At 57.3% G+C, this 20,602-nt stretch carries 15 protein-coding genes; 6 read left to right on the forward strand and 9 right to left on the reverse strand.

What is annotated here, in order from left to right; translation table 11 throughout:
- Window positions 1-141: 141 nt before the first annotated feature.
- Window positions 142-1,533 carry a hypothetical protein gene (locus IF103_RS00100; RefSeq protein WP_252189426.1) on the reverse strand — a complete coding sequence of 464 codons (1,392 nt, stop codon included), beginning with the start codon at window positions 1,531-1,533 and terminating at the stop codon, window positions 142-144.
- Window positions 1,534-1,838: 305 nt separating this feature from the next.
- Between IF103_RS00100 and IF103_RS00105 the strand changes: the two genes are divergently transcribed.
- Window positions 1,839-2,387, forward strand: coding sequence for a hypothetical protein (locus IF103_RS00105; protein ID WP_202675782.1), 549 nt, complete (start codon window positions 1,839-1,841; stop codon window positions 2,385-2,387).
- A 541-nt stretch (window positions 2,388-2,928) separates the two neighbouring features.
- A complete protein-coding gene (locus IF103_RS00110; RefSeq protein ID WP_202675783.1) occupies window positions 2,929-5,256 on the forward strand; it encodes a P-loop ATPase, Sll1717 family in 2,328 nt (775 codons plus the stop codon).
- A 773-nt stretch (window positions 5,257-6,029) separates the two neighbouring features.
- On the opposite strand, the gene IF103_RS00115 is transcribed toward IF103_RS00110, so the two are convergent.
- The 5 genes from IF103_RS00115 to IF103_RS00135 form a co-directional block, all read right to left on the reverse strand.
- Complete coding sequence (locus tag IF103_RS00115; protein ID WP_202675784.1) at window positions 6,030-7,130, reverse strand: M14 family metallopeptidase; 1,101 nt, start codon at window positions 7,128-7,130, stop codon at window positions 6,030-6,032.
- Between the two features lie 111 nt (window positions 7,131-7,241).
- Complete coding sequence (locus IF103_RS00120) at window positions 7,242-8,519, reverse strand: MFS transporter (protein ID WP_202675785.1); 1,278 nt, start codon at window positions 8,517-8,519, stop codon at window positions 7,242-7,244.
- A 77-nt stretch (window positions 8,520-8,596) separates the two neighbouring features.
- Window positions 8,597-9,517, reverse strand: coding sequence for a LysR substrate-binding domain-containing protein (locus IF103_RS00125; RefSeq protein ID WP_023377939.1), 921 nt, complete (start codon window positions 9,515-9,517; stop codon window positions 8,597-8,599).
- A gap of 102 nt (window positions 9,518-9,619) precedes the next feature.
- Window positions 9,620-10,981, reverse strand: a complete 1,362-nt coding sequence (locus tag IF103_RS00130; protein WP_023377941.1) for a DUF1329 domain-containing protein — start codon at window positions 10,979-10,981, stop codon at window positions 9,620-9,622.
- 26 nt (window positions 10,982-11,007) lie between these two features.
- Window positions 11,008-12,870, reverse strand: coding sequence for a DUF1302 domain-containing protein (locus IF103_RS00135; protein WP_041925425.1), 1,863 nt, complete (start codon window positions 12,868-12,870; stop codon window positions 11,008-11,010).
- A 235-nt stretch (window positions 12,871-13,105) separates the two neighbouring features.
- Here IF103_RS00135 and IF103_RS00140 point away from each other — a divergent pair, with 235 nt between their 5' ends.
- Complete coding sequence (locus IF103_RS00140; RefSeq protein WP_202675786.1) at window positions 13,106-14,428, forward strand: CapA family protein; 1,323 nt, start codon at window positions 13,106-13,108, stop codon at window positions 14,426-14,428.
- Window positions 14,429-14,508: 80 nt separating this feature from the next.
- Here IF103_RS00140 and IF103_RS00145 read toward each other — a convergent pair whose 3' ends face one another.
- Window positions 14,509-14,928, reverse strand: coding sequence for an RcnB family protein (locus IF103_RS00145; RefSeq protein WP_023377944.1), 420 nt, complete (start codon window positions 14,926-14,928; stop codon window positions 14,509-14,511).
- A gap of 130 nt (window positions 14,929-15,058) precedes the next feature.
- A complete protein-coding gene (locus tag IF103_RS00150) occupies window positions 15,059-16,366 on the reverse strand; it encodes a sigma-54 interaction domain-containing protein (protein WP_023377945.1) in 1,308 nt (435 codons plus the stop codon).
- Between the two features lie 235 nt (window positions 16,367-16,601).
- Here IF103_RS00150 and IF103_RS00155 point away from each other — a divergent pair, with 235 nt between their 5' ends.
- The 3 genes from IF103_RS00155 to IF103_RS00165 are packed head-to-tail and all read left to right on the forward strand — an operon-like array spanning window position 16,602 to window position 19,621.
- Window positions 16,602-17,486: an MBL fold metallo-hydrolase gene (locus tag IF103_RS00155; RefSeq protein ID WP_023377946.1), complete on the forward strand. Its 885-nt coding sequence runs from the start codon at window positions 16,602-16,604 to the stop codon at window positions 17,484-17,486.
- Between the two features lie 39 nt (window positions 17,487-17,525).
- The gene (locus tag IF103_RS00160; RefSeq protein WP_023377947.1) at window positions 17,526-18,806 is read left to right on the forward strand and encodes an NAD(P)/FAD-dependent oxidoreductase; all 1,281 of its coding nucleotides are present in this window, start codon (window positions 17,526-17,528) and stop codon (window positions 18,804-18,806) included.
- The gene (locus tag IF103_RS00165; protein WP_202675787.1) at window positions 18,803-19,621 is read left to right on the forward strand and encodes a sulfite exporter TauE/SafE family protein; all 819 of its coding nucleotides are present in this window, start codon (window positions 18,803-18,805) and stop codon (window positions 19,619-19,621) included. The genes IF103_RS00160 and IF103_RS00165 overlap by 4 nt, the downstream gene beginning before the upstream one ends.
- Here the strand turns inward: IF103_RS00165 and IF103_RS00170 are convergent.
- Window positions 19,610-20,497, reverse strand: a complete 888-nt coding sequence (locus tag IF103_RS00170) for a LysR family transcriptional regulator (protein WP_023377949.1) — start codon at window positions 20,495-20,497, stop codon at window positions 19,610-19,612. The genes IF103_RS00165 and IF103_RS00170 overlap by 12 nt on opposite strands.
- Window positions 20,498-20,602: the final 105 nt, after the last annotated feature.

Consider the following 20,602-nt stretch of genomic DNA (forward strand, 5'->3'; position numbering starts at 1 on the left):
TCACGCTTTTACCCGAAGAGAGGTGACGCTTCAACGGTATGAATTGCGCAGGGGTCTCATGCCCTTCCCTGGCGGGGTAGCTTGCTGAGAAATCCTCATCTACCTGCGTGGCAAAGATGCGGCCACACCGTCGCCGTCAATCTATTGAGGACTGGCTGCTGTCAGTAACTCATCAAGTGACGGAACCTTAGCGTTAGCACTGAGGACGAGTGTCCTGGATCGGAGTATGGATACGTCATAGAAAGATTCGCACTCGACTCTTCCATTCACTTCTCTCCAGTGGGTGACTTCTGGTATCAGCTCGTTAGGCACCGGATGTAGTGCCATAGGGTTATGGAAGACCTCCACTTCAGCAGACCACGGCTCGTAGCCATATTGCGGCCAGAGCTGACCGTAGTCGCTAGACGCTACATCCAACAGAAATGGGATACCTCGTGATGCTCCTGGAGAACGGTCGAAAAACTCACCAAACCGCAAGTATCGGTACCCGTCTAGATGAGCTCCACCTGAGATCGGCACTCGGCTGAGCTTTGGCACTGTGCAGGCATTGGTGAAAATGACTGCTGAAATATGGGCATTTTCCCTTAGCGTAAATAGGCCGTTGGGGCGCCCTGATAGCAGAGATGTCTCTTCCTCCACAGTTATCAGGTGCGTTCCATTATGCGCAGATGAGTGAACTGAAAAACCATAGAGATAGCTGATGAGCGACTCCCTGCTCCACAGCATTGAACTGGGCGCATGGAAATCGGCTAAGGCCAGAATGAGCGGCTTACCACCCACGTGCGGTAGGGATTCGTAACGCTTGTCCAATTTGTTTTGGATGGTCCTCGCAAACCTTTCTGCAGCCGCTCCTAAGAAGCGCTCATGTCGGTCAGCTGGTGGGGGGACCGGCGAGGCTCCAAAATGCTCATACCGCTCTTCCGGGTTGGCTGTCACTGCTTCAACCCATGCCTCGCCTCCCAGCCTATTCTCGATGTGAAAATCGGGTGATTCTTCAGGCTGGGTGACCAAGAGTCCCTGTTCACGAAAAATCGCTAATAGGTGAGCCTCCCAAAGGCGGGTGTGAAAATTCTCAGTCTGGCAATCGGGAACCCAATTTCTGTCTGGGGATGGCAGTGCGAGATACAGTTGATTAAGCGCCCACGCCCCAATACGGCGGCTTGGATCAAATAGTGATTTGAACACCGCGCTTGGTGTGCGCTTACCCATTCGGCTTAGAGGAGCACGTCGTCGTTCGCCTGAAGGGAGTGGAAGCGGATGCGCTTCGGTATTGAGAAAATGGCTGATTGAGGCGCGTGCTTCGGACTCGCGAGCGGTGCCCTCACCATGGCTGAGGGGCACCCACACGCTATCGACACGACGCCGCATGGTGACTACTCCGAAGCTGCCGGATTGGATATTTCGGGTTAGAGCGGCACAAGAAAGTCCGTCCTCACTAAGCCATGCCCCTAAAGGCGGGTTGTCCCCAAACCCCAACCCTCGTGGAAGCGACAATGCAATTAGATTGAACATCGGCGCAGCAATCTCTTTCATTCACTAATCTCGGCAGCCGTCAAAATGAATTCATCAATGCCTCGGAGCGTGCCCGCGGGCGATGGCATCGGTGGAGGTACCTATTGAAGAAGGGGGCCTTGTTCCACCAGGACATCTCGGTTGGTTAAGATAGTCCCAATGGTTGCAGCCTCGGCAACAGGCTGAAAACGACGCATAACTGACATTCACCGACACAGCTTCACGGATTTTACTCGGCTTCCTCCTGATGGCACATTAGCATGAGCTGCAGCCTTCCACCTGCAACGCAGCCCTGCGCCTCCACCCTCATCGAAAAGGAAAGATATATGAGCCATCTACCCTTTGAAGAATGGTCCGATCAGATTACTAGGTCGGTTCAGACTCTGAATGAGGATGTACATGCCCTCAAAGTCAACAGCGCGACGGATAAACAAGTTGACGCATTGATTCAATTGCAAGAAAAGCAGATGAATCACCAGGCGAGTTATACCAACCTCATCATGGTTGCTGGCTATGCTGGATACTTCGCATTCTGGTCAACGCTGGTAACCAAACTGCCGCAGTGGATTTTCGCGCTATGCGGTCTGTTGATGACCCTCTCACTGACCTTGTTTATTGCTTGGGAATTAATCAAGGCGTTTTGGACTGGCAGGTACTTGCATGAGGTGCAAAAAATTTTGGGTAAACCACGAGGTCGCCATACACTATCGGAGCTACAAACCTTAGGCAGCACATTCAGCGCGAAAGGGCATAGATGGTGGATCTGGTTTTTCGCCACCTCTGTAATTACCGGACTTTCTGCTGCCTCGGTACTAGTCATTTATTTCGCGGTAGAACTGGTAAAAACGCTGATCACCGCTTTATGTGCAGCCTAACGAGTATCTGTAGCTCTCGACGCGCCTAATGCAGCGGGCCGGCCTGCTTCAGCGACCACGGAGGGCCGAAAGGTCCGCTATTGGCCGATGGCAGGTATTCGTGAAGGGCAGGAATCGGCCGTTTGCTGTGCTTCGCGAAGGACTGCTCTGGGTCCAAATCTGCCGGTCGCGAGTGACAGCTTTCGACCCATAGCTACGATTCACGAAGGGCAGGAATCGGCCAATAGCTGCCAATGGCGAGCGCCATTTCAGCAAGATAGGGGCTCTCAGACACGCGAGTCAGGCTTGACTGCGCAAAATCCTGCATGACGTCGAGCCAAGGACATGAGCGGCACTTCAATTCTCCGCTTAACGCTCAGCATATCCAGAGCACGCCACGACCCCGGGGCGACCAACCACCCTCCTACCTAATTGCACCAAAGTTTTTTCAGAAAATTTGGTCAGCGTAGCAACCTTACCTTTACCTAAGGATTTTTGCCCGCTAGTCTGACTCATTATGTTGTGGCCGTGAGCCATCTCCTGCGATAGGGAAATCGATAAAATGAGAAACTCTAACGGTTTTTTTGCTTATGCTTCGCAACCTTCAGACATAGGGCAAGTAATTGAGCGTGCTGTTGGTATCGTGTCTAATACTTGCTCAGAAGTTAAGGTTAAAACCTGGGCTGCTCTTGATATTGTCGGTCACTTTATTAGCAATGAGGTTTTGGCTGGAATTGACGAGGCTGATTTTCTATTGGCTGACATCACTGAGCTAAATTTCAATGTTACTTACGAAATTGGATATGCGATTGGTAAGGGCAAGCGAATCCTACTTGTAAGAAATAAAGCGCTTGCCACACAGGGCGTTACTATCGCCAAGGTAGGTATATTCGACACGTTGGGGTATCGGGAGTACCAAAACTCTACTGATCTTGCCGCATTTATTGCTGGTGCTTCTACTGCAAAGGCTTTGGACGTGTCTGCCCCAATGAACTTGAAAGCCCCGGTTTATTATCTGGACTTGCCAGTAAAGTCGGATTGGTCTACCCGGATTATCTCTAGGATCAAAAAGGCCGGGTTTACCTTTAGGAATTTTGATCCTAATGAGATCCCAAGGCTTTCGGCTAATGATGCAATATCGCAAGTAGCACAGTCCTATGGGGTGATTGTTCCTCTGCTAGGCTCTAATTATCAAGGGTGGGAAATCCATAATCTCCGCGCAGCCTTCATAGCGGGTTTAGCAGAGGGCATGGGGAAAGTTATTCGTATCCTCCAGTGGGGTGATGACCCTGTCCCTCTGGATTACAGGGATTTTGTTAGCGTCAATTACCACCCTGATGATGTGAATGTTGTAGTGGAGGCGTTCGCTGTTGAAGTAACCCAGGCATTCCAGCTGGTAGAGAATGCAAACTTCAAGCAGGAAAGGTCTTTTCTAAAGAGGCTTAATCTTGGTGCAACTTCTGCCGAAAATGAGATGCGTGATTTGGATCGCTACTACCTCGAGACGGATCAATTCCTAAAGTCTTTAAGAGGAGAGGCCCATCTGGTAGTAGGTCGTAAAGGATCAGGAAAATCCGCTATTTTCATACAGATCAGGGATGCCGAACGCGAAAAGAGCAGAAATAAAAACATCGTGCTCGACTTGAAGCCGGATGGTTACAAGCTTGTTAAATTTAAAGAAAGAATTTTGAAATTTCTTGCAGAGGGCACTTATCAGCACACTGTCACTGCCTTCTGGGAGTATGTTCTTCTTCTTGAGATTTGTTATAAAGTTCTAGAGAAGGATAAGGCTCGTCACATTCATGATCATAGGCTTTATGATGGCTATAGAGAGCTGGCAGAGCTTTACCATGCAGAAGGTTATGATTCAGAAGGAGATTTTTCCGAGCGCATGTCCGTTCTTATGGAGAAAATATACTCCGAGTATCAGTCATTGTACGGCGATAAAGAGAATACCTCTCTGAGTGCTGCGCAGGTTACAGAACTCCTGTATAAGCATGATGTTAAGCAGCTAAAAAATAAGTTAGGTAAGTACCTGGAGAATAAAGAAGTACTTTGGCTTTTGTTCGATAATATAGATAATGGTTGGCCTACCTCAGGTTTACAACACGAAGATTTACTTATTATTCGAGCGCTCATTGAGGCCACCAGGAAGATTGAGAGGCAGTTTGGCTCTGATGAATTCTCTGTGCACTCAGTGGTGTTTTTGCGCAATGATGTCTATGAGCTATTGGTTCAAGAGACTTCTGATCGCGGAAAAGAAGCCAACGTTGTTCTGGATTGGACAGATCCTGATCTTCTTCGAGAAATGGTGCGCCTCCGCATTGTTTCAAACGGTTTGGATGAGGATGCTGATTTCAAGACGGCGTGGCTTAGTGTCTTTGTCAGTCACTTTAAAGGGGAGGAAACATCTCAGTTTCTTATTGAGAGGTCGCTGATGCGCCCCAGATTTCTACTAAATTTGATCAATCAGTGTAAGGGGTTTGCAATCAACCTCAATCACGAAATTATTGATGCAACTGATATAGAGAAGGGAATTGCCGCTTACTCTTCTGACTTGCTTCGTGATATTGGATACGAGTTGCGTGACATTTCCGGTAATGCTGACGGAATCCTCTATGCATTTGTTGCGTCAAGCTCAGTACTTTCCGAAGTCGATGTTTTGAGCAAGCTAAAAGAGTCTGGCCTTGATGAGTCGCAGACCGCTAATGTTCTTGATCTTTTGCTGTGGTATGGGTTTCTTGGAATTAAGATGAACTCAGATGAGCCAAAGTTTATCTACGACTTCAGTTACAACAAGGCGCTTCTGGATGGCATTAAGCGCAAGGCGGGGCTTGTGAGCTTGGCTATTAATCAGGCCTTCTGGCCCGCACTTATGATTGATCAATAGTTCATTTTTCTACGCCAAACTAATCGCCTGAATTCAAAGAATGCGGGCTTAAAACAAAGCGCGCACTTGGCTTGTCTTGCCCGTTCAAGAAAAAAGGGGGCAGATCTATTTACTGGACTGACTGTCCGCTTCTGGCCAGTAGTTGCCCGTCGCGACAGGCCGCTTCACGCCCTGAGGAAGTCACGACCCACCGCTTTCGACCCCAAACCCTCGGCTGTTGTGAGGAATCTGAGCCTTTCATCGCATGTGATTGAACGAGCTTACCTCCTCGGGTAACGTCGTAGCGGAGGACTGCAACCGCGCATTCGTCGTGACTGGGTACCAGCAAAGGCCCCCCCGGCATTTTTGGCAGCAGAGAAAGCTGGTTTCTCTGAAGTAGTGACGACTGGCCTAGCCTGTCGGATTCTGAACCCAAGGTCATTAGACTGGGAGCTAAAGGATCGCTGCGACTACTCCTCGGACATATTGAAAAGGCACCCGTGGGTGCCTTTTTTGCGCTCGTTGTTGCCGGGGGCTGTCAGAACCAAGCTAGGTAGAATCGACGCTGAGGTTGCAGACGACGATCCGCCGTTTTGGATGCATCAGCTTATTTGTGAATGCGGTAGGCAATTCTCATTTTTTCTGTGAAATTTCTGCTGATGAGTCACAGAAAAGATGCAGCTTTAGCTGAAAACAGTGGACCGCAGATGTCAGCTTTTTTGTGAGCCTACAGTTGCCGCTCCAACAGAAAAGCCCGCGAAAGCGGGCTTTTTGCTGTTTCACGGAAATCGCGGCTATTGGGCCACAAGGGCCTCTTCATTCAAGCCGCAGATGGCCTGTAGTGCCACTTCGCGCGCCTGGCGCAACACATCCTCTTTCCACTGTGGTTCGTCGACATAGAAGGCGTCGCGCAGTTGCCGTTTGATCTGCTGGCGCCGCTGCTCGCTAGTGCCTGGGTTGTTATGCAGCCACTGTTCAGCCCGCAAGGCATCGAGTACTTGTTGCCCCGGCAAGGTACCGAACTCAAGCGTCAAGGCCGTGAACGCCGCCGGAGCGCACTCCTCCATCGTGCCGTACACCATCAGTCCGTTCAGCGGCACCGACACTGACTGGCCTTCCTGCGAGGAGCGAACGCCCTCCCCCCACCAGCGCCGAGCCCGTTTCAGCATGGGGGAATTGGCTGGTCCAGAGTAAATACGTTCACCATGCCCCTTGGGGCCAAGCCCTGTGTGGATATCGATCCAGACCAGGTGCTCGCATCGGTTGGCCTGTTGGTGGAGGATCCTACGTACGGCATCGTTGCTCCATGTGGGTGAGATCCCCGTATAGAACAGTCCGTCGGGGTGGCTGTGCTGTCCCCCAGATATTGCTTCCTGTAGACGCTTGCGCCCCAGCCTCACCAGATGCGAAAGCAGTCGCAGGCGATTGATCAAGGTGACTGGCCAGCGCTCGGGAATCATCAGCGAGTGGAGCCTTGGATAGTCGCGGTTAGGCGAACGGGGTTGGCTGAAGTCGCGAAAGTTGCGGTTCAGGTCGACATTCTCGTGGGTCCAGCGACGTAGCCAGGAAAACCCGTAAGGGTTGGCCGCATGCAGGTAGACCACCGCGCAGCGGGCGTCGCTGGCCTGACGTTGAAAGTTCTCATCCTGCAACAGCGCAATCTGCACAGCTGAGCCACAGAAGCCCTCGACACCATGGCATCCACTGCTGATCAGCAATACATGCTCGGCATCGATCGGGCCGCTGCGAGCCACGTCGATGGCCAACTCCTCGCCTTCGGCACCGCGTAGCGGGTGCCGGTGGGATTCGACCGACAGACCCCGATCAGCACAGGCCTTTAGGAATTTTTGTCGCGCTTGTGCGTACGTCTGTGAGAAGCAGGCAGCAGGATTCATTTCAGCTCCGGTTTTTTCCTGGGTTGGACCGGACAGCGGGCAGCCGCCTACCGGCCGGCCCGAGGCCAGTAAAAGTGAAAGGGAAAAGTTCGTGAGTCTGCGGTCTGGCGTTCAGCCGGCGTGCAGTGCTGGCTGCAGAGACGATTCGTGGGCTTGCAGGTGCATGCGGGTTTGCTCTGGCCGGACCAGCCAGAAGGCAATCAGCGTGAAGACAATGATGGCTGTGCCGATTACCGCCAGCGCAGACTCGAAGCCATTCGCGATATCCCCGCCACGCACGGCGACCCATTGCCCGACCAGCCACGGCGCGAGCATGCCGGCACTGGTCACCCCGCCGATGTGGATCGACAACATGGAGCCCCGGCGCTCGCCCGGCGCAATGAACGCGACGATGGTGTTGGCGAATGTCGGCAGTACATTGATCAACACTGCCCCGGTCGCATACAGCGCAAGGGTCGTCAGAGTGTGGCCATGGGCCTGGGTGATCAGCAGGAAAGCGAAGCCCGCGATCAGGCTGCAGGCCAGTGGCAATGCCACCATGGCCCGTTGCGGGCTGGCGCCTTCCTTGAGTGCCCGTTGCGAGAGTGCCGAGACACCGAGGTTGCACAGAATGACGGCCAGGGTCACGCCCATGACCACGTAGCCCGACTGCATCGCGGTCATCTCCAGGCCCTTCTGCAGGTAGACCGGTACCCAGCTGTAGACCAGTGCATTGGGCAGAAAGCCCATGAAGCCTATCAGGGTGATGCCGAGGAAGGTCCGGTTGAGCAGCAACCGGCGATAGCCTGGCAAGGGGTGGCCGGTACGGTTGATTACCGGATCCACTTGTGTTCCCTCGCGGCCGAAGGCCAACCATAGCAGCATCCACAGCAGCCCAATCAGTGCCAGCGCAAGATAGGCCATGCGCCAGCCGACTTGGGCAATCAGCAGCGGCAGGCTGACTGCGGCCAATACGGCGCCGAGCATGATCGACACCTGGATCAGCGAAGCAGGCATCACCCGTTCGGTAGGACCGAACCATTTGAAGCAGGCATGCTGAGTCACGGCAGTGCCGGGGCCGGTACCGGCACCGAGCATCAAGCGGCTGAGCACCAGTGCGGCGAAGCTGCTGCTGACGCTTACCAGCAGTTGCGAGACCATCCACACCAATGACATGCCTACCAGTATCCAGCGGCTAGGAAAACGGTTGGCCAGGAAGCCAACCGCCACCCCGGAGATCGAGTAGAGGAAAAAGAACGCACTGCCGATGAAGCCGAATTCGGCGGGTGTGAGCTTAAGCTCATCAATGATCTGGGCGCCGGCGAAGGCAAAGATGCTCTTGTCCAGCACACTGATGATCATCACAGCCATCAGCATGACCAGCACGAGATTACGATGGGAGAACGGCATACAGGGCTACTCCAGAGGTCATGCAGGCAGGATGCCGTAGCCGCTGCTCGCTGAATAATGATCTATCGGCATGCTTATCAAAGTTGGTTATGGAGCGGTGAGCGCAAGGTTTGCGGGTTCTTGAAGGCGTAGATGATGTCGTCGACAAGCATCTGCGTTTCCCGCGTCATCAGTTCTGCGGGCCGGCAAACCAGGGAGATGTCGGTGCCTGGTACCCGCTCGGCGATCGGCAGCATGTCGAGGTTGCCAGACACGACGGGCAAGTCGAAGACACGACGCGACCAGATACTGACGGCATCCGTGGTCGCGGCCAGCTCGGCGTATAGCACCACCGATGCGCAGATGATCGTACGCTCTGGTGGTTGGATGCCGTATTCCTCGAACATGCGTCCGGCCAGTGAAATGTCCAGCGTGTCGGGCAGCAGCCATTCCAGGTCAAGCAACTCGTTCAACGAACGGGCCTTCGACAAGGGATGCCCTTTGCGCACGGCCAGGGTAGTGGGTTGGGCGTACAGTTCATGCCACTCGAAGCCTTCGACACTGCGGGCGGGTGGGTGTGACGTCAGCGCCAAGTCCAGCTGCCCTTCACGCAGACCCTCCAGCAATTTGGCCGGACGCAGTTCAAGAATCTGCAACTGCACCTTCGGGTAGCGCTTGCGATAGCTGAGGATGCAACTGGCGAACTGCTGACTGGGCGTGACAGGGGACACGCCGATGATCACCCGACCGTCCATGGTGCCCTTGAGCGTCTCGATCTCGTCCCGAGCCCGACGTACCTCCTCCACCACCAACCGCGCTCGGCGCACTAGATGTTCACCGTAGGGGGTGACGGTGATCCCACGGTTGGATCGCACCAGCAGAGGTACGCCCAGCTCCGACTCCAGCTCCTTGATGCTCTTCGACAAGGCCGGCTGAGAAATATGCAGTAACCGAGAGGCCTCCTGAATACTGCCACTTTCGCAGATCGCGACGATGGCGCGCAGTTGATGCAACTTCATGGCATACACCTGAACCTGAGGGGATGCGAACTAGAGCATAAAATGCCGCGACCGACGAGTCAGCGCCCAGGGTTGGAAGCATCCCATGGGCGCAACTGTCGGTCAGCGAATCCCGGTAGCACGCAAGGCGTTCGGGGTGAACTCCTTGCTCGATGCATTCAGCGAGAAGTCGTAGCTGTTCTTTTTCTCTTCGTTGCGCAGGCCTGAGACCGTGTAGCGGCCAGTGGTCACGTCGTAATGCGTCTCGGCGGTCAACCAGGGGAATTGCTGATCGTAGAAGAATCGTGCATGCCCTTCGGAAACCCGCCAAAGGTTGCCACGGCTGTCGTAGGCATCGGCTTCAGCCACCTGCCAGCTGTCTTCGTCAATGTACAGGTCGCGCTTGCTGTAGATATGGCGCTGGCCGGGCTTGAGGGTGGCGACCACATGCCAGACCCGGTGCAGTTCGTAACGGGTATGGTCGGGGTTGAGGTGGCCTGGGCGAATGATGTCGTCGTACTTGAGCTTCGGTGAGTCCAGGGCATAGCTGTTGTAGGGGATATAGACCTCTTTTTTGCCCACCAGCTTCCAGTCATAGCGATCGGGTGCGCCGTTGAACATGTCGAAGTCGTCGTAGGTGCGCATTCCTTCAGCGCCAGGGCTGTCGTAGCCGACCTGCGGCGCACGGCGTACTCGGCGCTGGCCGGCGTTGTACATCCAGGCCATGCGCGGCTCGGCGACCTGGTCGAGGGTTTCCAGTACCAGCATCACGCTGCCGGCTCGCCGCGGGGGCGAAAGGATTTCCTGGCGGAAGTAGAACAGGATGTTGGCCATTTTCTGCGGGTCGTAATCCTTCAGGCCGAACGGGAAGGCGAATTGCTCTTTCATCATGCTGATGGAGTAGGTACCGTTTTCCTGCGGATTTATCTGTGCGGTGTTGCGCAGGATCGAGTCACCCCGGTAGCGGGTGATGTGGTTCCAGATCACTTCCAGGCCGGACTGGGGGATCGGGAAAGGGATCGACATCTTGAAGTTCTGCAGGCCGTTTCCGCCTTCCGCGAGGGTCGTGCGAGTAGCGTTCTCCTTGACCGCAGCGAACACTTTTGGGGGCAAAGTGACGCTGCGATGTGTGGTGTACACCGGGATGCGATAGGTGTCCGGAAACCGTGCGAACATCGCCAGCTGTCCGGGTGTCAGGCGTGCCTTGTACTGTTCGGCATTTTGCGCCGTGATCACAAACAAGGGCTTCTCGTTGGCGTAGGGGTTGGGGATAAAACCACCGGCGTCCACTGAGCCGGTGCTGGCCGGCAAGCCGCCGGTCCAGGCTGGGATGCTGCCGTCGGCATTACCGGCTTTCTCGGCACCGATAGGGGTCAGCTCGCCTCCCAGGCGGGCTGCTTCCTGTTCGGACACGGCCGCCATCACCTGGCTGGCCAACAGGCTAAGGACCAGGCAGCTGCTGCGGATCAAGGCTTTGCGAAACATGGTCTACCTCCAGGAACAAAGGAGCGTCAGAAGCTCACGCCCAGGCTGACGGCGAGGAAGTCGCGGTCTGTGTTGGTGTTGAAGTCACCGCCGAAGTAGTCGGTGTAACTGATGGCGAGGTTGTAGCGGTTGAGGTATTCGGCATCCACGCCGATGCTCACCGACTTGTCTCCCTCGTTGAACGTCGGGCCAAAACCTTCGACGTCATGGGCAAAGGACACACTTGGGCGCAGCACCACACCGCCGATAAGGTCGGCGTACTCCAGCATTGCGCGCACTCGGTAACCCCAGGAGTCGGCGGTATAGAAGCCCTTGCTGTTGCACTGGTCCGGGTTGGCCGAGTTGGCGACCTGACGGCACAGGTTGTTTCCGGAAATACCACCAAGCAACGGGGCGCTACCGGCGGTGGACAATTCGCCGTTGCCATAGACACTGCTGCGGCCAAAGCGCAGGTCCGAACCATCGGTCGCGCCCAAGTCGGCGATGTGGCTGTAACCGACTTCGCCCACCAGTGTCAGGCGATCCGCACCGATGAAGGTCAACTGGTCGATGGTGCGGGTCAGGGTGACTTGTGCCTGGGTGAACGGCTTGCGCACGTAGCCGTTGATCAGCGAGCCGTAGGCGGAGCTTGCGAAACCGGTCTGGAAGACCGGCAGGCCGGCGTTGACCAGCGGATTGGTGGCAGCCGCGCCGAGGGTGGCGGCTGCCGACACATCACTGGCATTCAGTGACAGCGGCATGTTCGGGCGGTAACTGATTTCGCCGGCCACGGCGGTGGCGCCGACCGTCGTGCTGAAGCTCAGGCCGTACAGGCGAATGTCTTCCGGGTACTCCAGGTAGTAGCGTGCCGTGCTGACACCACCCTGCCCTGCCAAGCCGCCCACCGGGTCGAGCAAGGCGCCACGGCCGACCCTCCACGTACTGGTCGGGGTACGGCTGTGATAGTTCATGGCGTAGACACCGAACTCAGTGTCGTTGAGTTCAGGCACCATCCAGCGCAGGGCCACGCCGAACTGGCCACTGTTGCGTGGGTCCTTGTCGGAAAGGCGTGGCACATAACCATAACCACCGGGTATCCCGGTACCGTCGACGTCGCGGTCAAAGTCGCTGCCGTTGATTGCCATGTTGTTGTCGCAGCCCTTGGCGACCACATCGCTGCTGAAGAAAGTACCGCAGTTGTCGGCGACGGTTTTTTCCCATTGCAGCTGGTAGAAGGCTTCGAACGAAAGGCTGTCGGTCAGGCCCTGGTTGAAATAGAGCATGTTGACTGGAATCAGTGCTTCCTTGACCTCGGAGCCTGGACGGCGCAAGGCTGAGACATCGACCGGGTTGATACTGTTAATGCCGTTCTGGATGAAGGTGCTTTCACCCCAGCTGACCACCTGTCGGCCAGCGCGAACGGTGCCTGGCAAGTCGTTGATGGTGTAGTTGTGGTAGACGAAGGCATCCAGCAACTCGACGCCCGAAGACTTGGCGGCCATGTCGCGGTGGTTGTCATCGATGTCCTCAAGCAAGCGACCTTCATCCTTGAGCTCGAAGTCGTACCAGTACTTGCCTCGCACGAACACACCGGTGTCGCCGTACTTGAGCTCGAGGTCGTGCACGCCCTTGAAGATCTTCGAGAACGTTTCGCCCTTCTTGAAATTCAGGCGGCCGTCGTCGGAAGTCTGGGTAGAGGCCGTGCCTCCGTTGCGCGTGCCAATGAAGGCGCGGTCCGGGCTGTCCATGGCCCAGCTGGCCCCAATGGACAGGCTGGTATCGAAACGCCCTTCGATTTCCCCGATGTTGAAGGTAACGGCCTGTGCGCTGGTTGCCGCGAGTGCCAGGCTGACTCCCAGCGGAAGTACGCGAAGCCGAGGGCCCGCGACGCCGGTCATTGTTTTTTTCATAAGTGCTCTGCGCCTTGAACTTGCTGTTCATGAGAAAGCCTCCCCTTCGGCGGGGGCGTCTGCATGGTAAGCAGCGAGTCACAGCGGCGGCTTCTGAAAAAAAGTGATGCCCATAGCCAAATGAGAGGGTGGCGACTGTCGATAACCGGCAGCTATCGGGATGAACCATATTCAATCTGATGCCACGCGGTCTTGGCCTATAGTCCGGACGGAATTCAACCTTCCGAGGCAGACCATGAAGATTGCCCTGACTGGCGACAGTATCCTGCAGCGCCGTCTGCACAGCCGGGATGACCAGGCGCTGAGCCCTTTGTTCGACCTGATCCGCGCAGCAGACGTGAGCTTCACCAACCTTGAGGTATTGCCCAACGACTTCGCCGGTGATCCCGCGCTAGAATGCGGTGGCTCGCATTTCGGTGCCCCGTCCTGGGTGCTCGATGAACTGGTCGAAGGTGGCTTCGATCTGTTCTCCACGGCCAACAATCACAGCCTGGACTACGGCATCAGCGGGCTTCATGCGGCCCATGAGCAATTACGCAAACGTGAGCTGCTGTTCGCTGGCACCGGGCGCAACCTGGAAGAGGCCCGCCGACCGGTGTACTGCAGCAAACCGGCGGGTACTGTCGCGTTGCTGGCGTGCAGTTCGACCTACGGCAAGGGTCAGGAGGCCAGCGACCAGAGTCGAGACATGCCTGGCCGTCCGGGCCTCAACCCATTGGGTTACGACACTCTGCATGAGGTCAGTACCGAGCAGATGGCACAGGTACGCCAGCTGATTGCCGACCTGGGACTGGATCGTCTTTACCAGGGGGCGGTGGACCTCGGTTTCGCCCATCCCCTGCCTGACCCGTCGCTCGCGATATTCGGGCCATTCACCCCACTGTTGTTCCGTGAAGGTGCCAATACCCGGCTGCGTACGCTCGCCCGAAAAAGAGACCTGGATGGCATTTTGCGTTGGGTCGAAGAAGCACGGTTGACCTCGGACATTGTGCTGGTCAGCCTTCATGCTCATGAATTGGGCTACAACCCAGCGGGGGAATGGGACCTGGAAGTACCTGCCGAATTCATCCAGCCGGTGGCACGCAAGCTGATCGACGCTGGCGTCGATATCGTCGTAGGCCATGGTCCGCACCTGTTGCGAGGCATGGAGATTTACCAAGGCAAACCTATCTTCTACAGCCTGGGTAACTTCATCGGCCAGAACGAACTGGTCGAACGTCTGCCGGTGGACAGCTATGAGCAGTTCCGCGTAGACCGCCAGCAGACCCCGTCCAAGGTGTTCTTGCAGCGTACCCATAATGGCACGCGCAGTTTCCCGTCCGATGCGCGATTCTGGGAGAGCATTGTGCCGATCTGCACCTTCGATGGCCGCACCCTTACACGCATCGAGTTGCATCCAGTGCAGTTGGGGTTTGGCGAAGCCATCCACCGTCGGGGGCGGCCGCGATTGGCCTCAGGACAGCAGGCCAGGGCCATTTTGCAGCGCTTTGCTGCCTTGTGCGCAGGCTTCGATACGCGTCTCGAGGTGAGCGGCGACACGGCGCAGGTCGTGCTTTGAGCACGCGATGTTCCACGTGGAACTTATGACATTGCCAACTACAAAAGCCCGCTGATGCGGGCTTTTGTATGCCCGCAAAATCAGTAGCCTGAAAGAACGCTGACGACCACGCCCGTGGCGATCGCTACCAGAACGTAGTCACCGTTCACATACAACCAGCGGTGATCGCGGGGAGGCGCGTACAGGTGACGTGCACGCCAGTCGGTTACCCAATAGCGGTCGTCGCGGTAGCGTGGCTCTACGACATAGCCACGATGCCATTGGCGATGTGGCATCGGCATGCCTGCATCGGGTCGGAAGTTCGGGTTGTGGTAGGCCGGGTATCGACCATTGTCATGTTGGTCATGTCGTTCGGGTTGGCCGTGGTGCGGATCGAACTGATGGGATGGGCCAGGGCCACCGTCGTGACGGTCAGGGCCAGGTGGGCCCGGCTGAGCGAAACTGGCCAAGGATGCGCTGAACGCAAGCGCGGCGCAGACTGCGGTCAGGGTTTTCTTCATGTGCGGATTCTCTGCTGGTTAACGCCCGGCGATGACCTGCTGTGCGCCTGGTGCGGTTAACTGATCAGACCATGGTTTGTTCCAATTAATGTCAGGACAGTGGTAAAGATCCGGTAAAGTTCGCCTCGCCCTAACTGAGGCCGAGCGCTTTCAACCGTCGATACAAGGTTCGCTCACTCAGGCCAAGATGACGGGCCAGTTCGCTACGTGGCCCTTTGAATTGTTCCAGCGCTTGGGCCACTTCACTCAGGTCGTTGCGCCCTCGCCCACTGTTGACATTGACCTGCTGCGGCACCACATCCTCTGGCAGGTGCTCAGGTCGGATCAGACCATCATCGGCAAATAACCGGGCCCTCTCCAGAATGTTGCGCAGTTCGCGGATGTTGCCCGGGAACGCATGCAGGCCAAGCTGCTTGAGCGCCTGCTCGGTCAAACTTGTCGGCTTGCCACTCATGCGCTGCAGCAGGCTCTCAGCCAGCAGAGGCAAATCCTCCACACGTTCGCGCAACGCCGGCAGCCGGATCGGGAAACCACTGATGCGGTAATAAAGATCTTCCCTGAACGTACCCTCCGCCACCATCTTCTTCAGCGGTTTATGGGTCGCCGACACGAGGCGGAAATCTGAATGCACGGTGCGCAGGCTGCCGACCGGTCGAAAGCTCCCCGACTCGATCAAGCGCAGCAGTTTGACCTGCATCGCCAACGGCACCTCGCCGATTTCATCGAGGAACAGCGTGCCACCGTGGGCCGCCTCGGCCAAGCCGATCTTGCGTTGATTGGCACCCGTGAAGGCGCCCTTCTCGTAACCGAACAGCTCACTTTCGAACAGTGATTCGGTCAGACCGGTGCAGTCAACGACGACCAGCGGGCCATTGGCGCGCGGGCTTCCCATGTGTATGGCCCGTGCGAACAATTCCTTGCCAGTACCCGACTCGCCCTGCAGCAGTACCGGAATTTGCGCAGGGGCCGCACGCTGCAGGCTGGCCAAGGCGGCCTTGAAGGCTGGCGCTCGGCCGACCAACCCCTGTTGTTGAGGTTGTGCAGATGCCAGCGTGATGGTGGTGAGCCGTTCGACGAAGGCCACGACATTGCCCTGTTCGTCGAGGATCGGGCGCAGCTCCACATCCACGTGTTCAGGGCCACGCGGCGTGTGATGGATGTGCAGCACACGCTCTGGCACTTTGCTGTCCAATGCCTTGCGCATCGGACAGTGTTCACCGGCTTGGTCACAGGGCACGGCATAGTGATGCGAGACGCGGTGGCACTTCTGGCCGACCGGCGCCTGCCCGTCACCGCCGAACTGACGGCGATAGGCTGCGTTGGCGGCGAGAATGTTGTAGTCGGTGCCCAGCACGATGGTTGGCAGTACATCGTGTTCGAGGTAGGACACCAGCGCGAGAATAGCCGGATGGGAGGCTGTGGCGTGAAGCTCAGACATGGGGGCACCGATGGATTGACCTGCCGCAGAGTAGCGAGGTCTGCCAAATACTGCCATTAGCTGACAGTCGACTGCCACAACCACTGTCACCCGTTCGTCTGCCAGTCCCGCAAACCCAATGAATACGCGGGATCGACCACAAAACCAGGGCCAAATCTTCTGGCATGCATCTTGATAAACCTCCAATCACTGCCTACGCCTCATATAAGGCGCGGTGGATTATTTGGAGAACGTGATGATCATCGGCAACAACCTTCACGTGGAAGCCTTCTTCGATGAGGCGACCTCGACCATCAGCTATCTGGTCCTGGACAACGAGACGCTTCAGTGCGCGTTGATCGACAGCGTTCTGGACTACGACCCGAAGTCTGGACGTACCAGCACGGCGTCGGCCGACCGTTTGATCGACCGGGTAAAAGCACTGAATGCCAAGGTGCAGTGGATTCTGGAAACCCATGTGCACGCCGATCATCTTTCCGCGGCGGCTTACCTCAAAGAGAAACTCGGTGGCCATACCGCCATTGGTGCGCACATTACCCAGGTGCAGAAAGTCTTCGGTGCGCTGTTCAATGCCGAATCGGATTTCGCCCGGGACGGTAGCCAGTTCGATGTGCTGTTCAAGGACGAACAAGGTTTTCGCATCGGCAACTTGCAAGCGCACGCTCTGCACACCCCTGGGCATACCCCGGCCTGCATGAGCTACTTGGTCGAGGACGCGGGTGAGAAAGCATTGTTCGTCGGCGACACATTGTTCATGCCGGACTACGGGACAGCGCGTTGCGATTTTCCAGGTGCCAACGCACGTACATTGTACCGCTCCATTCGCCGCCTGCTTGCCTTCCCAGATGAGACCCGCCTGTTCATGTGCCATGACTACCTGCCGGGGGGGCGGGAAATGCGCTACGTCACTACCGTGGCTGAACAGCGCGCCCACAACATCCACATTCACCAGGGGGTCGATGAGGACCACTTCGTCGCCATGCGCGAAGCCCGCGACAAAACCCTGGAAATGCCTGTGCTGATCCTGCCTTCGGTGCAGGTGAACATGCGCAGCGGCCATTTTCCCAAGCCCGAAGACAACGGGGTGAGCTACCTGAAGATTCCGCTGAACAAGCTCTGATCGTCTTTGCCCATAACCAGATTTCCAGGACGTACCGCCATGCCTGCCTTGCTGTCCCCCGCCAAAACATCCAATGCGGATCACCACAAAGTGGTGATCGTCGGTGCCGGAGCTGCCGGTATCGCCACTGCCTCCAGTCTCATCAGCCGCGACCCATCGCTGGATATCGCCCTGATCGACCCCGCCGATGTTCACTACTACCAGCCTGGTTGGACGATGGTGGGCGCTGGTGTATTCAAGTCGACCAGTACCGCGCGCACCATGGCTTCGACCATCCCCCGAGGTGTGCGGTGGATCAAGGCGCGAGTCGAAGGCTTCGACCCTCAGGCGCAGCTGGTCATTCTCGAAGACGGCCGTGCCGTCAGCTACGAACAACTCGTTGTCTGCCCAGGCCTGAAACTCGATTGGAGTGCCATCGAAGGGCTGAGCGAAACCTTGGGTCGAAATGGGGTGACCTCCAACTACCGATACGATCTGGCTCCCTACACCTGGTCGCTGGTGCAGAACCTCAAGCAAGGTCGTGCCTTGTTCACCCAGCCACCGATGCCGATCAAATGTGCCGGCGCGCCGCAGAAAGCGTTGTACCTGTCCTGTGACCATTGGCTTCGCAATGGGCAGCTGGGTGATGTGAAAGCCAGCTTCTTCAATGCTGGCGCGGTGCTGTTCGGGGTCGCCGACTATGTCCCTGCGCTGATGGCCTACATCGACAAGTACGGCGTTGATCTCAATTACTCGCATCGACTGGTGGCGGTGGACGGGCCGAACAAGCGCGCCACTTTCATTCGCACATTGCCTGACGGTAGCAGCGAAAGGCGCACCGAAGCCTTTGACATGCTGCACGTGGTGCCCCCACAGGTCGCTCCGGACTTCATTCGCAACAGTCCGTTGGTGGATGCGGCGGGTTGGGTCGATGTCGATCCCCATACCCTTCGTCACCGCTCGTTTGGCAATATCCACGCCCTTGGCGATGTCGCCAACACCACCAACGCCAAGACTGCCGCCGCCGCCCGCAAGCAGGCGCCGGTCGTGGCCAACAATGTTCTGGTAGCGTTGGGCAGGCTCGGCACCCTTGCCCAATACGACGGCTACGGCTCCTGTCCATTGACCGTCGAACGCGGCAAGATCGTGCTTGCCGAATTCACCTACGGGGGCAAGGTTGCTCCAAGCTTCCCCCGTTGGCTGCTCGATGGTCGTCAGGCAACCCGTCTGGCCTGGCTGCTCAAGGCAAGGGTACTGCCGCCTCTTTACTGGCAAGGCATGCTCAAGGGGCGTGAATGGCTGGCACGGCCTCAGCCGCTGGTGGTCGAGGGTACGCGGTGATCGAGCATCAACTGTTGGGCGCTGGGTTGGGCGCAATCATCGGTGGAGTGTTGGCACTGACCGGCGCGGGCGGCGGTATCCTCGCGGTGCCGCTGCTGGTGTTCGGCCTTGGCCTGTCGATGGTCGAGGCCGCGCCTATCGGCTTGCTTGCCGTAGGGCTCGCCGCATCCGTGGGGGCCGTGCTCGGCCTGCGCGAGGGGCTGGTGCGTTATCGCGCCGCACTGTTCATTGCCCTGATCGGCATCGCTGCTGCACCCCTTGGGCTGATGCTCGCGCATCGCTTGCCCAACACGCCGTTGGCACTGACCTTCGCCGGGGTACTGGTGTACGCCTGCCTGCGCATCTGGCGCAAGGCCAGCAACGAACTGCGTGGCGAGCACAATGATGCTCATCGATACATCGAACCGTGCGTGCTCAACCCATTGCAGGGCCGCTTGCGCTGGACGCTGCCGTGCGCCCGTGCCTTGGCCATGACGGGGGCATTGTCCGGGCTGCTGTCGGGCCTGCTTGGTGTGGGCGGGGGCTTCGTGATCATTCCCGCCTTGAACCGTTACACCAATCTGCGCATGAAGAGCATTGTCTCGACATCGCTGGCGGTAATCGCCCTGGTGTCCGCGGCAAGCGTTGTCAGCGCCAGCCTGGCAGGGGTGATGCAGTGGCGGATCGGTGCTCCGTTCGCCATCGGTGCGGTACTTGGCTTGTTGCTGGCGCGGCCAATGGCGGCCAGGCTTGCCGGGCCGCGCCTGCAGCAGATGTTTGCCGTGGCCGGCTGGTTCGCGGCCCTGCTGTTGGCCGGTAAGGCGCTACTCGGCTAACAGCTCGGCTTGTTCCGCAGCGCACAGCGCCAGCAGGTAGTCCCAGACCACCCGCAGGCGCACCGACTTGTGCAGCTCCCTGCGCGTGCAGATCCAGTAGCTGCGCTGGATGGTCTCGGTGGGTAATAGGCGGACCAGCGTCGGGTCGTGGCGGGCCATGTAATTGGGCAGCACGGCGATGCCCAAGCCTGCGCGGGCGGCATGCTGCTGGGCGATCACGCTGGTGCTGCGAAAGACCACGTTGGGCGCCCGGCAGAAGCTGTTGAGGAACAGCAGTTCCTGACTGAACAGCAAGTCATCGACATAGCCAATCCAACTGTGACGAGCCAGGTCATCGCGGTTTCGCAGCGGTGGCGCCCGGTCGAGATAGTTTTGGCTGGCGTAAAGGGCCAAGCGGTAGTCGGTGAGCTTGCGGGTAATCAGAAGGTCGGCATTGGGCCGCTCCAGGTGGATGCTGATTTCAGCTTCGCGGTTGAGGATGCTGACAAAGCGCGGTACTGCCACCAGTTCAACTTCCAGGCCTGGGTATCGTTCGAACAACGCGTTCATGCGTGGGGTGAAGAACATGATGCCGATGCCCTCAGTCACCCCAAGGCGGATCTTGCCCAACGGTGTAATGGCCTGGGTGATTTCTTCCTGCGCCAGCAAGGCGACATTCTCCATGGCTTCGGCGTGCTTGAGCAGGGCCTGGCCGGAACTGGTCAGTTCATAGCCCTGGGCGTGCTGCACGAACAGCGGCGTGCCAAGGCTTTTCTCGATGCTTTCGATATGCCGGGCCACGGTGCTGTGGGTAGTGTTCAGACGCTTGGCGGCGGTGAGCAGCCGGCCGCTGCGCTGCAACTCGAGGAAAAACCGCAGATCATTCCAGTCGAACATGCTTGTCCTTTCAGGCCGTCCGTTGTGGCCTATTTGCGGGTGAACCCGCTCCCACGGATACAGCGGTGCTTTTCGGGGCAATGCAAGCGACCCGCACAGGCATTG

It is taken from the genome of Pseudomonas sp. SK2, assembly GCF_016772395.1.
Classification (GTDB): Bacteria; Pseudomonadota; Gammaproteobacteria; order Pseudomonadales; family Pseudomonadaceae; genus Aquipseudomonas; species Aquipseudomonas taiwanensis.